30 protein-coding genes are annotated in these 17,669 nt (G+C 66.3%); 1 reads left to right on the forward strand and 29 read right to left on the reverse strand.

Annotated elements, in window-relative coordinates; genetic code table 11:
- The first annotated feature begins 29 nt into the window (after positions 1 to 29).
- Positions 30 to 917, forward strand: a complete 888-nt coding sequence (locus OG780_RS17345; RefSeq protein ID WP_328449224.1) for a hypothetical protein — start codon at positions 30 to 32, stop codon at positions 915 to 917.
- A gap of 112 nt (positions 918 to 1,029) precedes the next feature.
- Here the strand turns inward: OG780_RS17345 and truA are convergent, their stop codons facing one another.
- The 29 genes from truA to rplD form a co-directional block, all read right to left on the reverse strand.
- A complete protein-coding gene (truA, locus tag OG780_RS17350; RefSeq protein WP_328449226.1) occupies positions 1,030 to 1,896 on the reverse strand; it encodes a tRNA pseudouridine(38-40) synthase TruA in 867 nt (288 codons plus the stop codon).
- Positions 1,897 to 1,988: 92 nt separating this feature from the next.
- Positions 1,989 to 2,486 (reverse strand): 50S ribosomal protein L17, encoded by a 498-nt coding sequence (gene rplQ, locus OG780_RS17355; protein ID WP_266761767.1) that lies wholly within the window; start codon positions 2,484 to 2,486, stop codon positions 1,989 to 1,991.
- A gap of 126 nt (positions 2,487 to 2,612) precedes the next feature.
- On the reverse strand, positions 2,613 to 3,635 hold the full coding sequence (locus OG780_RS17360) for a DNA-directed RNA polymerase subunit alpha (RefSeq protein ID WP_003966937.1): 1,023 nt from the start codon (positions 3,633 to 3,635) through the stop codon (positions 2,613 to 2,615).
- A gap of 176 nt (positions 3,636 to 3,811) precedes the next feature.
- Positions 3,812 to 4,216, reverse strand: a complete 405-nt coding sequence (gene rpsK / locus OG780_RS17365; protein ID WP_003956432.1) for a 30S ribosomal protein S11 — start codon at positions 4,214 to 4,216, stop codon at positions 3,812 to 3,814.
- A gap of 69 nt (positions 4,217 to 4,285) precedes the next feature.
- Positions 4,286 to 4,666, reverse strand: coding sequence for a 30S ribosomal protein S13 (gene rpsM / locus OG780_RS17370; RefSeq protein ID WP_081218901.1), 381 nt, complete (start codon positions 4,664 to 4,666; stop codon positions 4,286 to 4,288).
- 217 nt (positions 4,667 to 4,883) lie between these two features.
- Positions 4,884 to 4,997, reverse strand: a complete 114-nt coding sequence (gene rpmJ / locus OG780_RS17375) for a 50S ribosomal protein L36 (protein ID WP_003998809.1) — start codon at positions 4,995 to 4,997, stop codon at positions 4,884 to 4,886.
- Positions 4,998 to 5,066: 69 nt separating this feature from the next.
- Complete coding sequence (gene infA, locus OG780_RS17380; RefSeq protein ID WP_003948620.1) at positions 5,067 to 5,288, reverse strand: translation initiation factor IF-1; 222 nt, start codon at positions 5,286 to 5,288, stop codon at positions 5,067 to 5,069.
- A gap of 263 nt (positions 5,289 to 5,551) precedes the next feature.
- On the reverse strand, positions 5,552 to 6,391 hold the full coding sequence (gene map, locus OG780_RS17385) for a type I methionyl aminopeptidase (RefSeq protein ID WP_328449228.1): 840 nt from the start codon (positions 6,389 to 6,391) through the stop codon (positions 5,552 to 5,554).
- 220 nt (positions 6,392 to 6,611) lie between these two features.
- On the reverse strand, positions 6,612 to 7,268 hold the full coding sequence (locus OG780_RS17390) for an adenylate kinase (protein WP_328449230.1): 657 nt from the start codon (positions 7,266 to 7,268) through the stop codon (positions 6,612 to 6,614).
- Entirely contained in the window at positions 7,268 to 8,581 is a 1,314-nt protein-coding gene (gene secY / locus OG780_RS17395) for a preprotein translocase subunit SecY (RefSeq protein ID WP_328449232.1), read from the reverse strand. The genes OG780_RS17390 and secY overlap by 1 nt, the downstream gene beginning before the upstream one ends.
- A gap of 244 nt (positions 8,582 to 8,825) precedes the next feature.
- Positions 8,826 to 9,281, reverse strand: coding sequence for a 50S ribosomal protein L15 (rplO, locus tag OG780_RS17400; protein ID WP_190037513.1), 456 nt, complete (start codon positions 9,279 to 9,281; stop codon positions 8,826 to 8,828).
- Positions 9,282 to 9,283: 2 nt separating this feature from the next.
- Positions 9,284 to 9,466 carry a 50S ribosomal protein L30 gene (gene rpmD, locus OG780_RS17405; protein WP_055553514.1) on the reverse strand — a complete coding sequence of 61 codons (183 nt, stop codon included), beginning with the start codon at positions 9,464 to 9,466 and terminating at the stop codon, positions 9,284 to 9,286.
- Complete coding sequence (gene rpsE / locus OG780_RS17410; protein ID WP_055513610.1) at positions 9,466 to 10,068, reverse strand: 30S ribosomal protein S5; 603 nt, start codon at positions 10,066 to 10,068, stop codon at positions 9,466 to 9,468. The genes rpmD and rpsE overlap by 1 nt, the downstream gene beginning before the upstream one ends.
- 66 nt (positions 10,069 to 10,134) lie before the next feature.
- A complete protein-coding gene (rplR, locus tag OG780_RS17415; RefSeq protein ID WP_060901491.1) occupies positions 10,135 to 10,518 on the reverse strand; it encodes a 50S ribosomal protein L18 in 384 nt (127 codons plus the stop codon).
- A 3-nt stretch (positions 10,519 to 10,521) separates the two neighbouring features.
- Entirely contained in the window at positions 10,522 to 11,061 is a 540-nt protein-coding gene (gene rplF, locus OG780_RS17420) for a 50S ribosomal protein L6 (RefSeq protein ID WP_269247080.1), read from the reverse strand.
- 21 nt (positions 11,062 to 11,082) lie between these two features.
- Complete coding sequence (gene rpsH, locus OG780_RS17425; RefSeq protein ID WP_261705332.1) at positions 11,083 to 11,481, reverse strand: 30S ribosomal protein S8; 399 nt, start codon at positions 11,479 to 11,481, stop codon at positions 11,083 to 11,085.
- Positions 11,482 to 11,691: 210 nt separating this feature from the next.
- Complete coding sequence (locus tag OG780_RS17430; RefSeq protein WP_261705331.1) at positions 11,692 to 11,877, reverse strand: type Z 30S ribosomal protein S14; 186 nt, start codon at positions 11,875 to 11,877, stop codon at positions 11,692 to 11,694.
- A gap of 5 nt (positions 11,878 to 11,882) precedes the next feature.
- Positions 11,883 to 12,440, reverse strand: coding sequence for a 50S ribosomal protein L5 (gene rplE / locus OG780_RS17435; RefSeq protein WP_328449238.1), 558 nt, complete (start codon positions 12,438 to 12,440; stop codon positions 11,883 to 11,885).
- A complete protein-coding gene (gene rplX / locus OG780_RS17440) occupies positions 12,440 to 12,763 on the reverse strand; it encodes a 50S ribosomal protein L24 (RefSeq protein WP_328449240.1) in 324 nt (107 codons plus the stop codon). The genes rplE and rplX overlap by 1 nt, the downstream gene beginning before the upstream one ends.
- A gap of 2 nt (positions 12,764 to 12,765) precedes the next feature.
- The gene (gene rplN / locus OG780_RS17445; RefSeq protein ID WP_003998823.1) at positions 12,766 to 13,134 is read right to left on the reverse strand and encodes a 50S ribosomal protein L14; all 369 of its coding nucleotides are present in this window, start codon (positions 13,132 to 13,134) and stop codon (positions 12,766 to 12,768) included.
- A 118-nt stretch (positions 13,135 to 13,252) separates the two neighbouring features.
- Positions 13,253 to 13,537 carry a 30S ribosomal protein S17 gene (gene rpsQ / locus OG780_RS17450; protein WP_181863401.1) on the reverse strand — a complete coding sequence of 95 codons (285 nt, stop codon included), beginning with the start codon at positions 13,535 to 13,537 and terminating at the stop codon, positions 13,253 to 13,255.
- The gene (gene rpmC / locus OG780_RS17455) at positions 13,537 to 13,761 is read right to left on the reverse strand and encodes a 50S ribosomal protein L29 (RefSeq protein ID WP_003998824.1); all 225 of its coding nucleotides are present in this window, start codon (positions 13,759 to 13,761) and stop codon (positions 13,537 to 13,539) included. Before rpmC ends, rpsQ begins: the two co-directional genes overlap by 1 nt.
- On the reverse strand, positions 13,761 to 14,180 hold the full coding sequence (gene rplP / locus OG780_RS17460; protein ID WP_010986348.1) for a 50S ribosomal protein L16: 420 nt from the start codon (positions 14,178 to 14,180) through the stop codon (positions 13,761 to 13,763). The genes rpmC and rplP overlap by 1 nt, the downstream gene beginning before the upstream one ends.
- Before the next feature lie 5 nt (positions 14,181 to 14,185).
- Positions 14,186 to 15,034, reverse strand: coding sequence for a 30S ribosomal protein S3 (gene rpsC / locus OG780_RS17465; protein WP_326786061.1), 849 nt, complete (start codon positions 15,032 to 15,034; stop codon positions 14,186 to 14,188).
- Positions 15,034 to 15,381 (reverse strand): 50S ribosomal protein L22, encoded by a 348-nt coding sequence (gene rplV, locus OG780_RS17470; RefSeq protein WP_006604878.1) that lies wholly within the window; start codon positions 15,379 to 15,381, stop codon positions 15,034 to 15,036. The genes rpsC and rplV overlap by 1 nt, the downstream gene beginning before the upstream one ends.
- Positions 15,382 to 15,423: 42 nt before the next feature.
- Entirely contained in the window at positions 15,424 to 15,705 is a 282-nt protein-coding gene (gene rpsS, locus OG780_RS17475) for a 30S ribosomal protein S19 (protein WP_024755409.1), read from the reverse strand.
- Positions 15,706 to 15,717: 12 nt separating this feature from the next.
- Positions 15,718 to 16,554, reverse strand: coding sequence for a 50S ribosomal protein L2 (gene rplB / locus OG780_RS17480; RefSeq protein WP_153289116.1), 837 nt, complete (start codon positions 16,552 to 16,554; stop codon positions 15,718 to 15,720).
- A 39-nt stretch (positions 16,555 to 16,593) separates the two neighbouring features.
- Positions 16,594 to 17,010 (reverse strand): 50S ribosomal protein L23, encoded by a 417-nt coding sequence (rplW, locus tag OG780_RS17485; protein ID WP_103549184.1) that lies wholly within the window; start codon positions 17,008 to 17,010, stop codon positions 16,594 to 16,596.
- Complete coding sequence (gene rplD / locus OG780_RS17490) at positions 17,010 to 17,666, reverse strand: 50S ribosomal protein L4 (protein ID WP_037627000.1); 657 nt, start codon at positions 17,664 to 17,666, stop codon at positions 17,010 to 17,012. Before rplD ends, rplW begins: the two co-directional genes overlap by 1 nt.
- Positions 17,667 to 17,669: the final 3 nt, after the last annotated feature.

Here is a 17,669-nt window from a genome sequence, read left to right on the forward strand (position 1 = left end):
CCCCCCAACCCCCGTCTAAGATGCGGCGCATGAGTTATGGGCAGGGTGGGCAGGGGCAGCCCCCGTGGGACCCCTGGAAGCCGGGTTCTCAGCAAACGCCTCAGTGGAACAACCAGCGTTCCGGCGGGAATCCCGACTGGGCCGCCATGGCGGAGGCTTCCGAAACGCGCAACAAGCGCCGCAAAGTGCTGTTCATCGTGGGCGGGGCCATGGCCACCGTCGCGGTCGGCGCTGCCGTGGCCATGGCCGTCGCCAACGCGAACGGGAACAATCAGGCCACGAACCAGCCGTCCCAGCTGCCCGCCAGCGCGGACATCCCCGGCGCCACGACACCGACGCCGTCCTTCGAGCCGACCTCGGCTCCGCCGCCGCTGGATCCGAAGCAGTTCATAGCCAGCGCGCAGAAGGACACCGCGCCGCTGAGCCCGGACATCCTCTTCCCCGGTACGCAGCTCACCGTGGGCAACCGTGTGTACCGCAAGGGTCCGACGGCCGACACGAAGGACTGCGTCTCGGCCGTGAAGGGCACGCTGCCGCCGGTTCTGAAGAAGGACGGCTGCACCCGCTTCATGCGGGTCACCTACGTCAAGGACGGGGTGGCGGTGACGGTCGGCGTCGCGGTCTTCGGCACCGAGGCCCAGGCGAGCAAGGCCAAGGCCGACGCGGACAGCAAGAGCATCATCGCCTCGCTCCCGGGCAACGGCATCAAGGCGTTCTGCGACGCGGCCGTCTGCCGGTCGACCACCAACGCCTACGGGCGTTACGCCTACTTCACGCTCTCCGGCTTCACCAACGGCAAGGACGTGACGACGAAGGACACCGCGGTGTTCACGACCGGCGACGATCTCGCGGAGTTCGCGTTCCGTCAGATCGGCCGGCGGGGACAGGCCCAGGCGTCGGCCGCGGCCAGCCAGTAGCGGTTGCGGCGCGGCGGCCGACGAACACCGGCCGCCGCGCCGCCCCGTACACGGCAGTTGACGCCCGCTCAGGCGGACGGGCTGTCAGCGGGCCCGCACAGGCACCCGGGTGTCAGCAGGTCTCGCATCCGCCCGCACCCGGCAACGCCCGCTTGTTCCGGGCCTCCTTGTTCCGCGCGGCCAGCAACTCGTCGGCGGGGTAGCCGACTTCCTCGAGCGTCAGCCCGTGCGGCCGTACGACATGAACGGCCGAGTCCCGTACGCCGGCGGCGAGCACCTTGCCCGGCCAGTCGGGCCCGCGGTGCCCGTCCCCCACGAACAGCAGGGCCCCGATCAGCGACCGCACCATGTTGTGGCAGAAGGCGTCGGCCCGCACGGTGGCGGTGATGACGCCGTCCTCGCCCCGTACCAGGCTCAGTTGCTGGAGCGTGCGGATGGTCGTCGCACCCTCGCGCTTCTTGCAGTAGGCGGCGAAGTCGTGCTCCCCCAGCAGCCGTTCGGCGGCCTGGTTCATCGCCTCAACGTCCAACGGCCAGTCGTGCCACAGGACATGACTGCGCAGCAGCGGGTCGACACCGCCGGGTTCGTCGGTCACGCGATAGGCGTAGCGCCGCCAGACCGCCGAGAACCGCGCGTTGAAGCCGGCGGGCGCCTCGGTGAGCGACCACACCCGCACGTCCTTGGACAGCCTCCCGGACAGCCGCTTCAGCAGCTTCTCCCGGTGCTCGGCCCACAGTTCCTCGGGCAGGTCGACGTGGGCCACCTGGCCGCGCGCGTGCACCCCGGCGTCCGTCCGCCCGGCCACGGTCAGCTCGTACGTCGTGTCCTTCGTCCGCGTCACCGTCCGCAGCGCGTCCTCGATCTCCCCCTGGACGGTTCTGCGTCCCCCGGCCTGCTTGGCCCACCCGGAGAACTCGCTCCCGTCGTACGACAGGTCCAACCGCACCCGCACGAACCCGGGCTCCGCTTCGTCACTCACACCTAGATCCTCTCAAGCCCGGGTTCCTCCCCGGAAACGCGAAAGCGGGCCCGCCCCCGAAGGGACGGACCCGCTCACAGCAAGGCAGTGCCTCAGGCGTCCTTCGACTCCTCGGCGGGAGCCTCGGCGGCGTCCTCGACCTTGGTGTCCTCGACCTTGGCCGGGGCCTCGGTCTCCTTGACGGCACGCTTGGTGGCCGCCTCGGCCTCACCTGTGGCCTGCTGGGCCACGGTCAGGGCCTCCACCAGCTCGATGACGGCCATGGGCGCGTTGTCGCCACGGCGGTTACCGATCTTGGTGATACGGGTGTAGCCACCCGGGCGGTTCTCGTAACGCGGGCCGATCTCGGTGAAGAGCGTGTGCACGATGCTCTTGTCCGTGATCACCGAGAGCACCTGACGGCGGTTGTGAAGGTCACCCTTCTTCGCCTTGGTGACCAGACGCTCCGCGTAGGGACGCAGGCGACGGGCCTTGGCCTCGGTGGTGGTGATGCGGCCGTGCTCGAAGAGCGACTTCGCGAGGTTCGCGAGGAGCAGCTTCTCGTGCGCGGCGCTGCCGCCCAGACGGGCACCCTTGGCGGGCTTCGGCATGGTTTCTCCTAGGTGTCTGCCCCGGCCGTATCAGGTACCGGGGACAGTGTCCGAGCGGGCGATTGCCCGTCGAAGATCCGGGGTCCCGAGGGACCCCGGAGGACGGAAGCCGTCCCAGTACCGGGCTCAGTACTGCTCGGTCTCCACGAAACCCGCGTCCGCGTCGTCGTCGGCGCCGAAGGCGTCGGCGGCGGCGGTCGGGTCGAATCCGGGCGGGCTGTCCTTGAGGGCCAGGCCCATGCCGGCCAGCTTCGCCTTGACCTCGTCGATGGACTTCGCGCCGAAGTTGCGGATGTCCAGGAGGTCGGCCTCGGAGCGGGCGACGAGCTCACCCACGGAGTGGATGCCCTCACGCTTGAGGCAGTTGTACGACCGAACGGTGAGCTCGAGCTCCTCGATCGGCAGGGCGAGATCAGCGGCGAGGGCGGCGTCCGTGGGGGACGGGCCCATGTCGATGCCCTCGGCGTCGATGTTGAGCTCGCGGGCCAGACCGAACAGCTCGACCAGGGTCTTACCGGCCGACGCCATGGCGTCACGGGGACGCATGGCCTGCTTGGTCTCGACGTCGACGATCAGCTTGTCGAAGTCGGTGCGCTGCTCGACACGGGTCGCCTCGACCTTGTACGTGACCTTCAGCACCGGCGAGTAGATCGAGTCGACCGGGATGCGCCCGATCTCCTGACCGACCTGCTTGTTCTGAACGGCGGAGACGTAGCCGCGACCGCGCTCGACGGTCAGCTCCATCTCCAGCTTGCCCTTGCCGTTGAGCGTGGCGAGGACGAGGTCGGGGTTGTGGACCTCGACACCGGCCGGGGGCGCGATGTCGGCGGCGGTGACCAGACCCGGGCCCTGCTTGCGCAGGTACATCACGACCGGCTCGTCGTGCTCCGAGGAGACGACCAGCTGCTTGATGTTGAGGATCAGGTCGGTGACGTCCTCCTTGACGCCCGGCACGGTGGTGAACTCGTGCAGGACACCGTCGATGCGGATGCTGGTGACAGCAGCGCCGGGGATCGACGAGAGGAGGGTGCGGCGCAGGGAGTTGCCGAGGGTGTAGCCGAAGCCCGGCTCCAGCGGCTCGATCACGAACCGGGAGCGGAATTCGTCGACGACCTCTTCGGTCAACGAGGGGCGCTGAGCGATCAGCATGTGGTGATCAGTCCTTCATTCGTGGACGCCCGCTATTTGACGCCCGACAAAACCGCGTCTCCGAAGAGACGGGTACAGCAAGGGTACGGGCGATACGGCCCTTTTACGGAGCCGTACCGCCCGGAAACCTCGAACCAGCACAGGGCCGTCAGGAACGACGGCCGAGCGGCCGTGCGTCAGACGCGGCGGCGCTTCGGCGGACGGCAGCCGTTGTGCGGGGTGGGGGTGACGTCCTGGATGGAGCCGACCTCGAGGCCAGTGGCCTGGAGGGAGCGGATCGCGGTCTCGCGACCGGAGCCCGGGCCCTTCACGAAGACGTCAACCTTGCGCATGCCGTGCTCCTGCGCGCGACGGGCGGCCGACTCGGCGGCCATCTGCGCGGCGAAGGGGGTGGACTTGCGCGAACCCTTGAAGCCGACGTGGCCGGCGGAGGCCCAGGAGATCACGTTGCCCGAGGGGTCCGTGATCGAGACGATCGTGTTGTTGAACGTGCTCTTGATGTGAGCGTGCCCGTGAGCGACGTTCTTCTTTTCCTTGCGGCGCACCTTCTTGGCAGCGCCCTGACGACCCTTGGGGGGCATCTATTTCTCCTACGGGGAGGTGGTCGGTCCTACAGCGAAGACCGCTGGTGAAGCGTTGTCCGCTGAGGACTACTTCTTGCCCGGCTTCTTCTTGCCGGCGATCGCGCGACGCGGGCCCTTGCGGGTACGAGCGTTCGTGCTGGTGCGCTGACCGTGCACGGGCAGGCCACGACGGTGGCGGATGCCCTGGTAGCAGCCGATCTCGATCTTGCGGCGAATGTCGCCCTGGATCTCGCGACGGAGGTCACCCTCGGTCTTGATGTTGGCGTCCACGTACTCGCGGATCTTGACCAGCTCCTCCTCGGAGAGGTCACGAACGCGCGTGTTGGGGTTCACGCCAGTCTCGGCCAGCGTCAGCTGGGAAAGGGTCCGGCCGATGCCGAACACGTAGGTGAGGGCGACCTCCACGCGCTTTTCGCGCGGGATGTCAACACCGGAAACGCGTGCCATTCAATGGCTCCAGTTGTCGTTCGGAGGTCTTCCGCAGAACCGGATCCCGCCCGCCGTCGTCCTCTGATCCAGGGATCGAGGAGTCGGTACGAACCGGGTCCCCGGCCTCCGACCGGGGGTGTCAGGCCTGATGAGACTCAGCCCTGGATCCTGCGTATGAACATGTACTGCTGCGTCGCGCGAAGTATCTGCGGGGTGCAGAAGGTGCGGTCGTGCGTCAGCCCTGGCGCTGCTTGTGGCGCGGGTTTTCGCAGATGACCATGACCCGACCGTGACGGCGGATCACCCTGCACTTGTCGCAGATCTTCTTGACGCTCGGCTTGACCTTCATTAGGTGAGGTTCTCCGGGTCAGTGCCACCCCCCGCGCTCCCGGAACGGGAACACGGAGCAAGGCAAGATCTACTTGTAGCGGTAGACGATCCGGCCGCGCGTCAGGTCGTACGGAGACAACTCCACCACGACCCGGTCGTCAGGGAGGATGCGGATGTAGTGCATGCGCATCTTGCCGCTGATGTGCGCCAGGACCTGGTGGCCGTTCTGGAGCTCTACCTTGAACATGGCGTTCGGGAGAGACTCGACGACAGTGCCCTCGATCTCGATGGCACCTTGCTTCTTGGCCACGCTTTGCCCTTCGAATCGACTACCTTGATCGACTTCGTGCGAGCGCATGCAGACATGCGGGTGCACGAGAGCCGACGAGTCAGTCTACGTCAGGGCTCCCGGAAAGACGAATCAGCCTCGGTCCTTCCCGCCACTCATGACGATGCCCCACCCGTCGGCGCGGTATGCGCGAGGGGCGGGGCTGACCGATTGCACCGCCGGCGAAGAGAGCGAGCGGGCTCCCCCGCGGACGGGGGCTCCGGCGCCCGCGAGGGGCGGGCGCTTCAGCCCGCCAGGGGGTCGGGCGCCGCCGTGACCCCGTACTCGGCGAGCTTCGCCCGGCCGCAGTCGGGTGCCGTGAGGACCAGCGGTCCCTCCGCCGTCAGCGCCACGGAGTGCTCCCAGTGCGAGGACCAGGTCCCGTCCGTGGTGATCACGGTCCAGTCGTCCTCGAGCGTTTCGGTCCGCGGGGTGCCGAGCGACACCATCGGCTCGATCGCGAGACAGAACCCGGGGACCAGCTTCGGCCCCTTCCCCCGCTTGCGCTCGACGTAGTTCAGCAGGTGCGGGTCCATGTGCATCTCGGTGCCGATGCCGTGGCCGCCGAAGTCCTCGATGATCCCGTACTTGCCGCCGCCCGGCTTGGGCTGGCGGCGGATGTAGGTCTCGATGGCGCGGGAGATGTCGACCAGGCGGTTGCCCACCTTCATGGCCGCGATGCCCGCCCACATCGACTCCTCGGTCACCCGGGAGAGCTCGATCAGCTCCGGGGCGTGGCCGGAGCCGACGAACGCGGTGAACGCGGCGTCGCCGTGCCAGCCGTCCACGATCGCGCCGGCGTCGATGGAGATGATGTCGCCGTCCTTCAGGACGGTCTTGTCGTCCGGGATGCCGTGGACGACGACCTCGTTGGCCGAGGTGCAGATCGTCGCGGGGAAGCCGCCGTACCCGAGGAAGTTCGACTTGGCGCCGTGCTCCTCCAGCACCTTGCGCGCGACCTCGTCCAGGTCCCGGGTGGTCGCGCCGGGCACCGCCGCTTCCCGCGTGGCCGCATGGATGGCCGCGACGACCAGCCCCGCCTCACGCATCTTGGCGATCTGCTCGGGGGTCTTGATCTGCACCATGGTGGCTGCGGCCTTTCTGGACCGGAAGACGGACTACTCCAACGATACGGGGGACTCGCCCCACCCCGCCCGGGGTCCTGGGACCCCGTCGCGCACAGGACCTTCGCCCTGTCCGCCTCGCACGTCGGCCGCGGCACCCGGTGAGGGTGCCGCGGCCGATGCGACGTACTGCTTCACGCTCCCCCGCGACACGCGTGCGTCACGGAACGGACCGCAGGGACTAGGCGTCCTCGCGGGCCAGGGCCCCCATCGCGCGCGCCGTGACCTCTTCGACCTTGCCGAGCGCCGGGATCGTGACGACCAGGCTCTGCGACCGGTAGTAGTCGATGATCGGCTCGGTCTGCGTGTGGTAGACCTCCAGCCGCGTACGGACGGTGTCCTCGGAGTCGTCGTCGCGCTGGTACAGCTCGCCGCCGCAGACGTCACAGACGCCTTCCTGCTTCGGCGCCTTGTACGACACGTGGAAGACGTGCGCCGAGTCGTTGCGGCAGATGCGCCGGCCCGCGATACGGCGGACCACCTCGTCCTCGGGGACCTCCAGGTCCAGCACCGCGTCCAGCTTCATGCCCTCGGTGCTCAGCATCTCGTCCAGCGCCTCGGCCTGCGAGACGTTGCGCGGGAAGCCGTCGAGCAGGAAGCCGTTCTCCGCGTCGGGCTGCTCCATGCGGTCCTTGGCCATGGCGATGGTGACCTCGTCCGGTACCAGTTCGCCCTTGTCCATGTAGGACTTCGCCAGCTTGCCGAGTTCCGTCTGCTGAGAGATGTTGGCGCGGAACAGGTCGCCCGTTGAGATGTGCGGGATCGCCAGATTCTTGGCGAGGAACGCGGCCTGCGTTCCCTTCCCGGCACCGGGCGGCCCGACGAGGACGATTCGCATCAGCGGAGGAACCCTTCGTAATTGCGCTGCTGAAGCTGACTCTCGATCTGCTTCACCGTCTCAAGGCCCACACCCACGATGATGAGGATGCTGGTGCCACCGAACGGGAAGTTCTGGTTTGCCCCGAAACCAACCAACGCGACCGTCGGCACGAGAGCGATCAGCCCCAGATACAGCGAACCCGGCCAGGTGATCCGGTTGAGTACGTAGCTGAGGTACTCAGCGGTCGGCCGGCCAGCCCGGATGCCCGGGATGAAGCCACCATACTTCTTCATGTTGTCGGCGACTTCCTCGGGGTTGAACGAGATCGCCACGTAGAAGAACGCGAAGAACACGATCAGAAGGAAGTACAAGGTGATGTAAATCGGGTGGTCACCCTTGGTCAGGTTCTGTGTGACCCACGTTTTCCACCCGGAGTTGCTCTTCGAGAACTGGGCGACCAGGCTCGGAATGTAGAGCAGCGACGACGCGAAGATGACAGGAATCACACCTGCCTGGTTGACCTTCAGCGGAATGTAGGTCGAAGTACCGCCGTAGGAACGGCGGCCGATCATGCGCTTCGCGTACTGGACCGGAATCCGGCGCTGCGCCTGCTCGACGAAGACGACCAGGCCGACCATGCACAGACCCACCGCGATGACCGTGCCGAACTCGATCCAGCCATCGGCCAGCTTGCCCTGGACCTTGACGGTCCACAGAGCGCTCGGGAAGGTCGCCGCGATCGAGATGAACATCAGGATCGACATGCCGTTGCCGATGCCGCGGTCGGTGATCAGCTCACCGAGCCACATGACGACACAGGTACCGGCGGTCATCGTGACGACCATCGTGATCGTGGTGAAGATCGACTGGTCCGGAACGATCTGGTTGGCCACGGGGCAGCCGGAGAACAGCGCGCCGCTGCGCGCGGTGGCCACCAGGCCCGTGCCCTGCAGGATGGCGAGCGCGACCGTCAGATAGCGGGTGTACTGCGTGATCTTCGCCGTACCGGCCGAACCCTCCTTCTTGAGGGCCTCCAGTCGCGGGATCACCACGGTGAGCAGCTGGAGAATGATGCTCGCCGTGATGTACGGCATGATGCCGAGCGCGAAGATCGTGATCTGCAGCAGCGCGCCGCCACTGAACATGTTGATCAGGCTGAACAGCCCACGGTTCGAGTCGGCCACGTCCATACACGTCTGGACGTTCTTGTAGTCCACGCCGGGGATCGGAACGTGGGTACCGACGCGGTAGACCACGATGATGCCGAGCGTGAAGAGCAGCTTCTTGCGCAGGTCGGGCGTCCTGAACGCCCGGGCGAACGCGGTGAGCACGGTGCCTCCTGCGACCCCCGCGCTACAGCGTCAGAGGGTGACGGTCTTGAGGTTCGACGGATGACTGACAGCTAACCAACAGTCAAAGACCGCCCGGAGTTCCCGTGAGGCACGCCGGACGAAAATCAACAGTGCAGGCCACCTTACCGGCGACACTGCCCCCCTTGGAACGACCAACCGGGGATGCCCCTTTTGTGGGCATCCCCGGTTGGGATCGTTCAGGTCATCGAGACGCCTGTTGAAATCAGACGAGTTCGGTGACGGTACCGCCGGCGGCGGTGATCTTCTCCTTGGCGGAGCCGGAGACGGCGTCGACCGTCACCTGCAGCGCCACGGAGATCTCGCCCTGGCCGAGGACCTTGACGAGGCTGTTCTTGCGAACGGCACCCTTGGCGACGAGACCCTCGACGGTGACCTCGCCACCCTCCGGGTACAGCGCGCCCAGCTTGTCGAGGTTCACGACCTGGAACTCGGTCTTGAACGGGTTACGGAAGCCCTTCAGCTTCGGAAGGCGCATGTGGAGGGGCATCTGGCCACCCTCGAAGCGCTCCGGAACCTGGTAACGGGCCTTCGTGCCCTTGGTACCACGACCAGCCGTCTTACCCTTCGACGCCTCACCACGACCAACACGGGTCTTGGCGGTCTTGGCGCCCGGGGCGGGACGGAGGTTGTGGATCTTGAGCGGCTTGTTTTCCGCCATGATCAGTCGACCTCCTCGACCGTCACGAGGTGGCGGACGGTGTGAACCATTCCGCGGAACTCGGGGCGGTCCTCCTTGACGACCTGCGTGTTGATGCCCTTGAGACCAAGGGAACGCAGGGTGTCACGGTGGTTCTGCTTGCTGCCGATGTACGACTTCGTCTGCGTGACCTTGAGGCGAGCCATTACGCACCCGCCCCGGCACGTGCACGAAGGAGAGCCGCGGGGGCGACGTCCTCGAGGGGCAGACCACGGCGAGCCGCGATCTCCTCGGGACGCTGCAGGCCCTTGAGGGCCGCCACGGTCGCGTGCACGATGTTGATCGCGTTGGAAGAACCGAGCGACTTCGACAGGATGTCGTGAACGCCGGCGCACTCCAGGACGGCTCGCACCGGGCCACCGGCGATAACGCCGGTACCGGGGGAAGCAGGCTTGAGCAGGACGACGCCCGCGGCCTTCTCGCCCGTGATCGGGTGCGGGATGGTGCCCTGGATACGGGGGACCTTGAAGAAGTGCTTCTTGGCCTCTTCAACACCCTTGGCGATCGCGGCCGGCACCTCCTTGGCCTTGCCGTAACCGACACCGACGGTGCCGTCACCATCGCCTACCACGACAAGCGCGGTGAAGCTGAAGCGACGACCACCCTTCACAACCTTGGCGACGCGGTTGATCGCGACAACGCGCTCAACGTACGCGGTCTTCTCGGCAGCAGCGCCGCCGTCACGGCCCTTCCGGTCCCGCCGCTCGCCGCCACCGGCACCGCTTCCACGGCGCTGGGGTCCAGCCATTGGATTACCTCTCTCTTTTTCCGCTAGCTACGCAGCGACAATGAAGTCGCTAGCGCGACGGGCGACTCAGAACTTGAGTCCGGCTTCGCGGGCGGCGTCCGCCAGGGCGGCGATGCGCCCGGCGTACTGGTTGCCACCACGGTCGAATACGACAGCCTCGACACCGGCGGCCTTGGCGCGCTCGGCGACCAGGGCGCCGACCGACTTCGCCTGAGCCGACTTGTCGGCCTCGCCACCGCGGATCGTGGTGTCCAGGGTCGACGCCGACGCGAGGGTGTGACCCTTAACGTCGTCGATGACCTGGGCCACGATGTGACGGTTGGAGCGCGTCACGACCAGGCGCGGACGCTCAGCCGTACCCGAGATGTGCTTACGGATCCGGATGTGACGACGCTTGATGGCAGCACGCTTGTAAGCGTCGCCCTTAGCAATCTTGACACCGTATGCCATGGCTTACTTACCCGCCTTTCCGACCTTGCGCCGGACGACTTCGCCCTCGTACTTGACGCCCTTGGCCTTGTACGGGTCGGGCTTGCGCAGCTTGCGGATGTTGGCCGCAACCTCGCCGACCTTCTGCTTGTCGATTCCCTCGACCGAGAAGTGCGTCGGGTTCTCGACCTTGAACGAGATGCCCTCGGGCGCCTCGACCGTGATCGAGTGGCTGTAGCCGAGCGAGAACTCCAGGTTGGAGCCCTTCGCCAGGACGCGGTAACCGACACCGCTGATTTCGAGCTTCTTCACGTAACCCGTGGTCACGCCGGTGATCATGTTCGCCACCAGCGTGCGGGACAGGCCGTGGAGGGCCTTGTTCTGACGCTCGTCGTTCGGGCGGGTGACATTGAGAATGCCGTCCTCGCCCTTGGCGACCTCGATCGGCGCCGCGACGGTGTGGGAGAGGGAGCCCTTGGGACCCTTCACCTGGACCGTACGGCCGTCGATGGTGACGTCCACGCCGGCGGGAACCGTGATGGGGAGCTTGCCAATACGCGACATAGCTGTTTCCTCCGTTCCCTTCTACCAGACGTAGGCGAGGACTTCTCCGCCTACGCCCTTCTTGCCGGCCTGCTTGTCGGTGAGGAGACCGTGTGACGTGGAGATGATCGCCACGCCGAGGCCACCGAGCACCCTGGGCAGGGAGGTGGACTTCGCGTACACGCGCAGACCCGGCTTCGAGATCCGCTTGATGCCCGCGATGGAGCGCTCACGGTTCGGGCCGAACTTCAGCTCGAGGACGAGCTTCTTGCCGACCTCGGCGTCCTCGACCTTCCAGCCGGTGATGAAGCCCTCCTGCTGGAGGATCTCCGCGATGTGAGACTTGATCTTGCTGTGCGGCATCGCGACATCGTCGTGGTACGCCGAGTTCGCGTTACGCAGACGGGTAAGCATGTCTGCGATGGGATCAGTCATGGTCATGAATTGGCCTTCGGCCTCTCTCGCCGGGGTTTCCTGTATGCGCCATCCCTCTCCCCACTCAGTGGCGGGACGGGTGCGGTGCGGGGACCTACGGCGTAGTAAGTCGTCTGGGCGTCAGGCGCCCAACCCTCCTAGCCTAAGCCATGGAGAGATGGGCACCTGACAGAACCCTTTACTTACCGAGAGTCCTGGATCCCTGAATTACAGGGACTACCAGGAACTCTTGGTCACGCCCGGCAGCTCGCCACGGTGAGCCATCTCACGAAGGCAGATGCGGCACAGGCCGAACTTGCGGTACACGGAGTGCGGACGACCGCAGCGCTGGCAGCGCGTGTAGCCACGCACACCGAACTTGGGCTTACGAGCAGCCTTGGCAATCAGAGCCTTCTTCGCCATCTCGCTTACGCCTCCTTGAAGGGGAAGCCGAGGTGACGGAGAAGGGCGCGGCCCTCAGCGTCGTTGGTCGCCGTGGTCACCACGGTGATGTCCATGCCCCGGGTACGGTCGATCTTGTCCTGGTCGATCTCGTGGAACATGACCTGCTCCGTGAGACCGAAGGTGTAGTTGCCACGGCCGTCGAACTGCTTGGGGGACAGACCACGGAAGTCGCGGATGCGCGGGAGCGCGAGCGACAGGGTGCGGTCCAGGAACTCCCACATGCGGTCGCCACGGAGCGTGACGTGGGCACCGATCGGCTGACCCTCACGCAGCTTGAACTGCGCGATGGACTTGCGAGCCTTGGTGACGGCCGGCTTCTGACCGGTGATCGTGGTCAGGTCACGGACGGCACCGTCCATGAGCTTCGAGTCACGGGCGGCGTCGCCGACACCCATGTTGACCACGATCTTGACGAGGCCCGGCGTCTGCATGACGTTCTCGTAGGAGAACTCTTCCTGCAGCTTCGCCGCGATCTCCTCGCGGTACTTCGTCTTGAGACGCGGAGTGGTGGTGGTCGCCATCAGATGTCCTCACCCGTCCGCTTGGCAACGCGGATCTTGTTGCCCTCTTCGTCGAAGCGGTAACCGACGCGCGTGACAACCTTGTTGCCGTCCTTCTCAACGACCAGCTGGACGTTGGAGACGTGGACGGGCGCCTCGGTCGTGACGATGCCACCGGCCTGCGAGCCCTTGGCGGTCGGGCCGGCCTTCGTGTGCTTCTTGACCCGGTTGACACCCTCGACCAGGACGCGCTCGTCGCGCGGGTAAGCGGCAATGACCTTGCCCTGCTTGCCCTTGTCCTTACCGGTGATGACCTGAACCAGGTCGCCCTTCTTGATCTTCATGCTTACAGCACCTCCGGCGCGAGCGAGATGATCTTCATGAACTTCTTCTCGCGCAGCTCACGGCCGACCGGGCCGAAGATACGGGTGCCACGAGGGTCGCCGTCGTTCTTCAGAATGACAGCGGCGTTCTCGTCGAAGCGGATGTACGAGCCGTCCGGACGGCGACGCTCCTTGACGGTGCGAACGATGACAGCCTTGACGACGTCACCCTTCTTCACATTGCCGCCGGGGATCGCGTCCTTGACGGTGGCGACGATCACGTCACCGATGCCCGCGTAGCGGCGACCGGAGCCACCGAGCACACGGATGCAAAGGATTTCCTTCGCACCAGTGTTGTCGGCGACACGCAGTCGCGACTCCTGCTGGATCACGTCTATCTCCTGTTTGTCTGCCGGTTCCCGGGGCGGGGTCGTTCAGCACGACCCCGCCCCGAGCCTGGCGGAACCAACCTCAGGGGCCCCTAGAAATTTTTTCCAGGGCCTGAGGTACTTACTTGGCCTTCTCGAGGATCTCGACGATGCGCCAGCGCTTCGTCGAGGACAGCGGCCGGGTCTCCATCAGGAGGACGCGGTCGCCGACGCCGGCGGCGTTCTGCTCGTCGTGGGCCTTGAGCTTGCTGGTACGGCGGATGACCTTGCCGTACAGCGCGTGCTTCACGCGGTCCTCGACAGCGACGACGACGGTCTTGTCCATCTTGTCGCTGACGACCAGACCCTCACGGGTCTTGCGGAAGCCACGCTCGGTCTTCTGCTCAGTCACGTTGCTCTCGCTCATCAGGCGCTCTCCACCGTCTCGATGCCCAGCTCGCGCTCACGCATCAGGGTGTAGATCCGCGCGATGTCCTTACGGACGGCCTTGAGCCGACCGTGGTTCTCGAGCTGACCGGTCGCCGCCTGGAAACGGAGGTTGAACAGCTCTTCCTTGGCTTCGCGGAGCTTCGCGAGAAGCTCCTCGTCACCCAGTTCGCGCAGCTCGGACGCCTTGGTACCGGCCGACATCACGCTTCACCTGCCTCGCGCTTGACGATCCGGCACTTCATCGGCAGCTTGTGGGCTGCGCGAGTGAGGGCCTCACGGGCGATCTTCTCGTTGGGGTAGGACAGTTCGAACATGACCCGGCCCGGGTGCACGTTCGCGATCCACCACTCGGGGGAACCCTTACCGGAACCCATGCGGGTCTCGGCAGGCTTCTTCGTGAGCGGGCGGTCCGGGTAGATGTTGATCCAGACCTTGCCGCCACGCTTGATGTGGCGGGTCATCGCGATACGAGCGGCCTCGATCTGGCGGTTCGTCACGTACGCCGGCGTGAGGGCCTGAATGCCGTACTCGCCGAACGAAACCTGCGTACCGCCCTTGGCCTGACCACGGCGCTTCGGGTGGTGCTGCTTGCGGTGCTTGACCCTACGGGGGATCAGCATGTCGGTCAGGCCTCCGTTCCGGTGCTCTCAGCCGGAGCGGCAGCGGCGGCGGGAGCCTCGGCCTTGGGGGCCTCGGCAGCCGGCGCGGACTGCTGCTGCGGCTTGCGGCCGCGGCCGCCACGCTCGCCACCACGGCCACCACCACGGGCCGGGCGGTCGCTCGCGCCGCCACCACGGGCCGGGCGGTTACCCGCACGGGCAGCGGCGTTCTCGGCGCGGACCTCGGCGATGTTCTTGACGTCGCCCTTGTAGATCCAGACCTTCACACCGATACGGCCGAAGGTCGTCTTGGCCTCGAAGAAGCCGTAGTCGACGTTCGCGCGGAGCGTGTGCAGGGGCACACGGCCCTCGCGGTAGAACTCCGAGCGGGACATCTCGGCGCCGCCGAGACGGCCACCGCACTGGATCTTGATGCCCTTGGCGCCGGCCTTCATCGTGCCCTGCATGCTCTTACGCATGGCGCGACGGAAGGAGACGCGGGAGGAGAGCTGCTCGGCAACGGCCTGCGCAACCAGCTGAGCATCGGTCTCGGGGCTCTTGACCTCGAGGATGTTCAGCTGGACCTGCTTGCCCGTGAGCTTCTCGAGGTCACCGCGGATGCGGTCGGCCTCGGCGCCACGGCGGCCGATGACGATGCCGGGACGCGCGGTGTGGATGTCCACCCGCACGCGGTCACGGGTGCGCTCGATCTCAACCTTCGAGATGCCGGCGCGCTCCATGCCGGACGTCATCATCCGACGGATGGCGACGTCTTCCTTGACGTAGTCCTTGTACAGCTTGTCGGCGTACCAGCGGGACTTGAAGTCCGTGGTGATGCCGAGCCGGAACCCATGCGGGTTAACCTTCTGGCCCATTACCGGGTTCCTTCCTTGCTGCTGACGACCACGGTGATGTGGCTGGTCCGCTTGCGGATCCGGTAGGCACGGCCCTGGGCACGCGGACGGAACCGCTTCAGGGTCGGACCCTCGTCGACGTAGGCCTCGGAGATGACGAGGCTGCCGGCGTCGGTGTGGTCGTAGTTGTGTGCGGCGTTGGCGATGGCGCTGTCAAGCACCTTGCCGACGGGCACGCTCGCGGCCTGCGGGGCGAAACGCAGGACCGCCTGAGCCTCCGTGGCATCCATGCCACGGATAAGGTCCACCACTCGGCGGGCCTTCATGGGCGTAACGCGGATGTACCGCGCCTGGGCCCTGGCTTCCATGGTTGTCCTTCCAGTGTCTGTCATGGTCGATTCCACCCCGCGTTAGCGGCGCTTCGACTTCCGGTCGTCCTTGACGTGACCCCGGAAGGTGCGCGTCGGCGAGAACTCGCCGAGCTTGTGGCCGACCATCGACTCGGTGACAAACACCGGGATGTGGGTCTTGCCGTTGTGCACCGCGATCGTGTGGCCGAGCATGGCCGGGATGATCATCGAGCGACGGGACCAGGTCTTGATGACGTTCTTGGTACCGGCTTCGTTCTGTACGTCCACCTTCTTTACGAGGTGTCCGTCGACGAAGGGTCCCTTCTTGAGACTACGCGGCATCTAAACCCGCTCCTAGCGCTTCTTGTTCGTCTTGCGGCGGCGGACGATGTACTTGTTCGATGCCTTCTTCGGCGAACGAGTACGACCCTCCTTCTGACCCCACGGGGAGACCGGGTGGCGACCACCGGAGGTCTTGCCCTCACCACCACCGTGCGGGTGGTCGACCGGGTTCATCGCCACACCGCGGACGGACGGGCGAACGCCCAGCCAGCGCTTACGGCCGGCCTTACCCCAGTTGATGTTGCTCTGCTCGGCGTTGCCGACCTCGCCGACCGTGGCGCGGCAGCGCTGGTCGACCAGACGGATCTCACCGGACGGCATGCGGAGGTGGGCCATGGTGCCCTCCTTCGCGAGCAGCTGCACCGAGGCACCGGCGGAGCGGGCGAACTTGGCGCCGCCACCGGGACGGATCTCGATCGCGTGGATCGTGGTACCGACCGGGATGTTGCGGAGCGCCAGGTTGTTGCCCGGCTTGATGTCGGCCCCGGGACCGTTCTCGACGCGGTCACCCTGCGACAGGTTGCGGGGGGCGAGGATGTAGCGCTTCTCGCCGTCCGCGTAGTGCAGCAGCGCGATGCGCGCGGTGCGGTTGGGGTCGTACTCGATGTGCGCGACCTTCGCCGGCACGCCGTCCTTGTCGTGACGACGGAAGTCGATCACTCGGTAGGCGCGCTTGTGTCCGCCACCCTGGTGGCGAACGGTCACACGACCGGAATTGTTACGGCCGCCCTTGCTGTGCAGGGGGCGAACCAGCGACTTCTCCGGCGTGGACCGCGTGACCTCGACGAAGTCGGCGACGCTGGAGCCACGACGGCCCGGCGTAGTCGGCTTGTACTTGCGGATTCCCATTTCTCAGTCCTCGTCCGATATTCGGACCAGGGCACTCCGTTAGGAGGCCTGGCCGAAGATGTCGATACGGTCGCCCTCAGCGAGGGTCACGATCGCGCGCTTGCTGTCGGCACGCTTGCCGAAGCCCGTCTTGGTGCGCTTGCGCTTGCCCTGACGGTTGATCGTGTTGACCCCGGTGACCTTGACCGAGAAGACCGCCTGGACGGCCTGCTTGATCTGGGTCTTGTTGGCCCGCGGGTCCACGACGAAGGTGTACTTGCCCTCGTCGAGGAGCGCGTAGCTCTTCTCCGAGACGACCGGCTTGAGGAGGACGTCACGGGGATCCGTGAAGCTCTTGCTCAGCGGGGTCTCGACGGTGTTCTTGCCTTCGGCCTCGTGGCGCTTCGCCTTGGCGATGCGCGCGACCTTCTTGGCCTTGGCGGCCTTCGAGGCGATGCTCGGGTGACGCGTAGCCATCAGGCTTCGCTCCCTTCGGTGTCAGCGGCCTGGGGGCCAGACACGAAGGACTCGAAAGCGGCCTGGGTGAAGACCACGTCGTCCGAGACGAGAACGTCGTACGTGTTCAGCTGGCCCGGCTCCAGGATGTGGACCTGGGGCAGGTTGCGCGCGGAGAGCAGCGCGGCCTCGTCGGAGCGCTCGATGACCAGGAGCACGTTCTTGCGCTCGCTGACCTTGCCGAGGAAGCTCTTCGCGGCCTTGGTGGAGGGGGTCTCGCCCTCGATCACGCCGGTGATGACGTGGATGCGAGCGTTGCGGGCCCGGTCGGTGAGGGCGTGGCGCAGGGCCGCGGCCTTCATCTTCTTCGGGGTCCGCTGCGAGTAGTCACGCGGCGTGGGGCCGTGGACGACGCCACCGCCGGCGAACTGCGGCGCGCGGGTCGAACCCTGACGGGCGCGGCCGGTGCCCTTCTGGCGGTAAGGCTTGCGGCCACCACCACGGACCTCGCCACGACGCTTGACCTTGTGCGTGCCCTGACGGGCCGCGGCCAGCTGCGCGACGACAACCTGGTGAAGCAGCGGGATGCTGATCTTCTCTACATCGAAGATCTCCGCCGGGAGCTCAACGGTCCCGGCGGTGTCGCCGGAGGGCGACAGAATGTCAATGGTGCTCATGTC

Origin of the sequence: Streptomyces sp. NBC_00386 (assembly GCF_036063235.1) — a bacterium.
Lineage (GTDB): Bacteria > Actinomycetota > Actinomycetes > Streptomycetales > Streptomycetaceae > Streptomyces.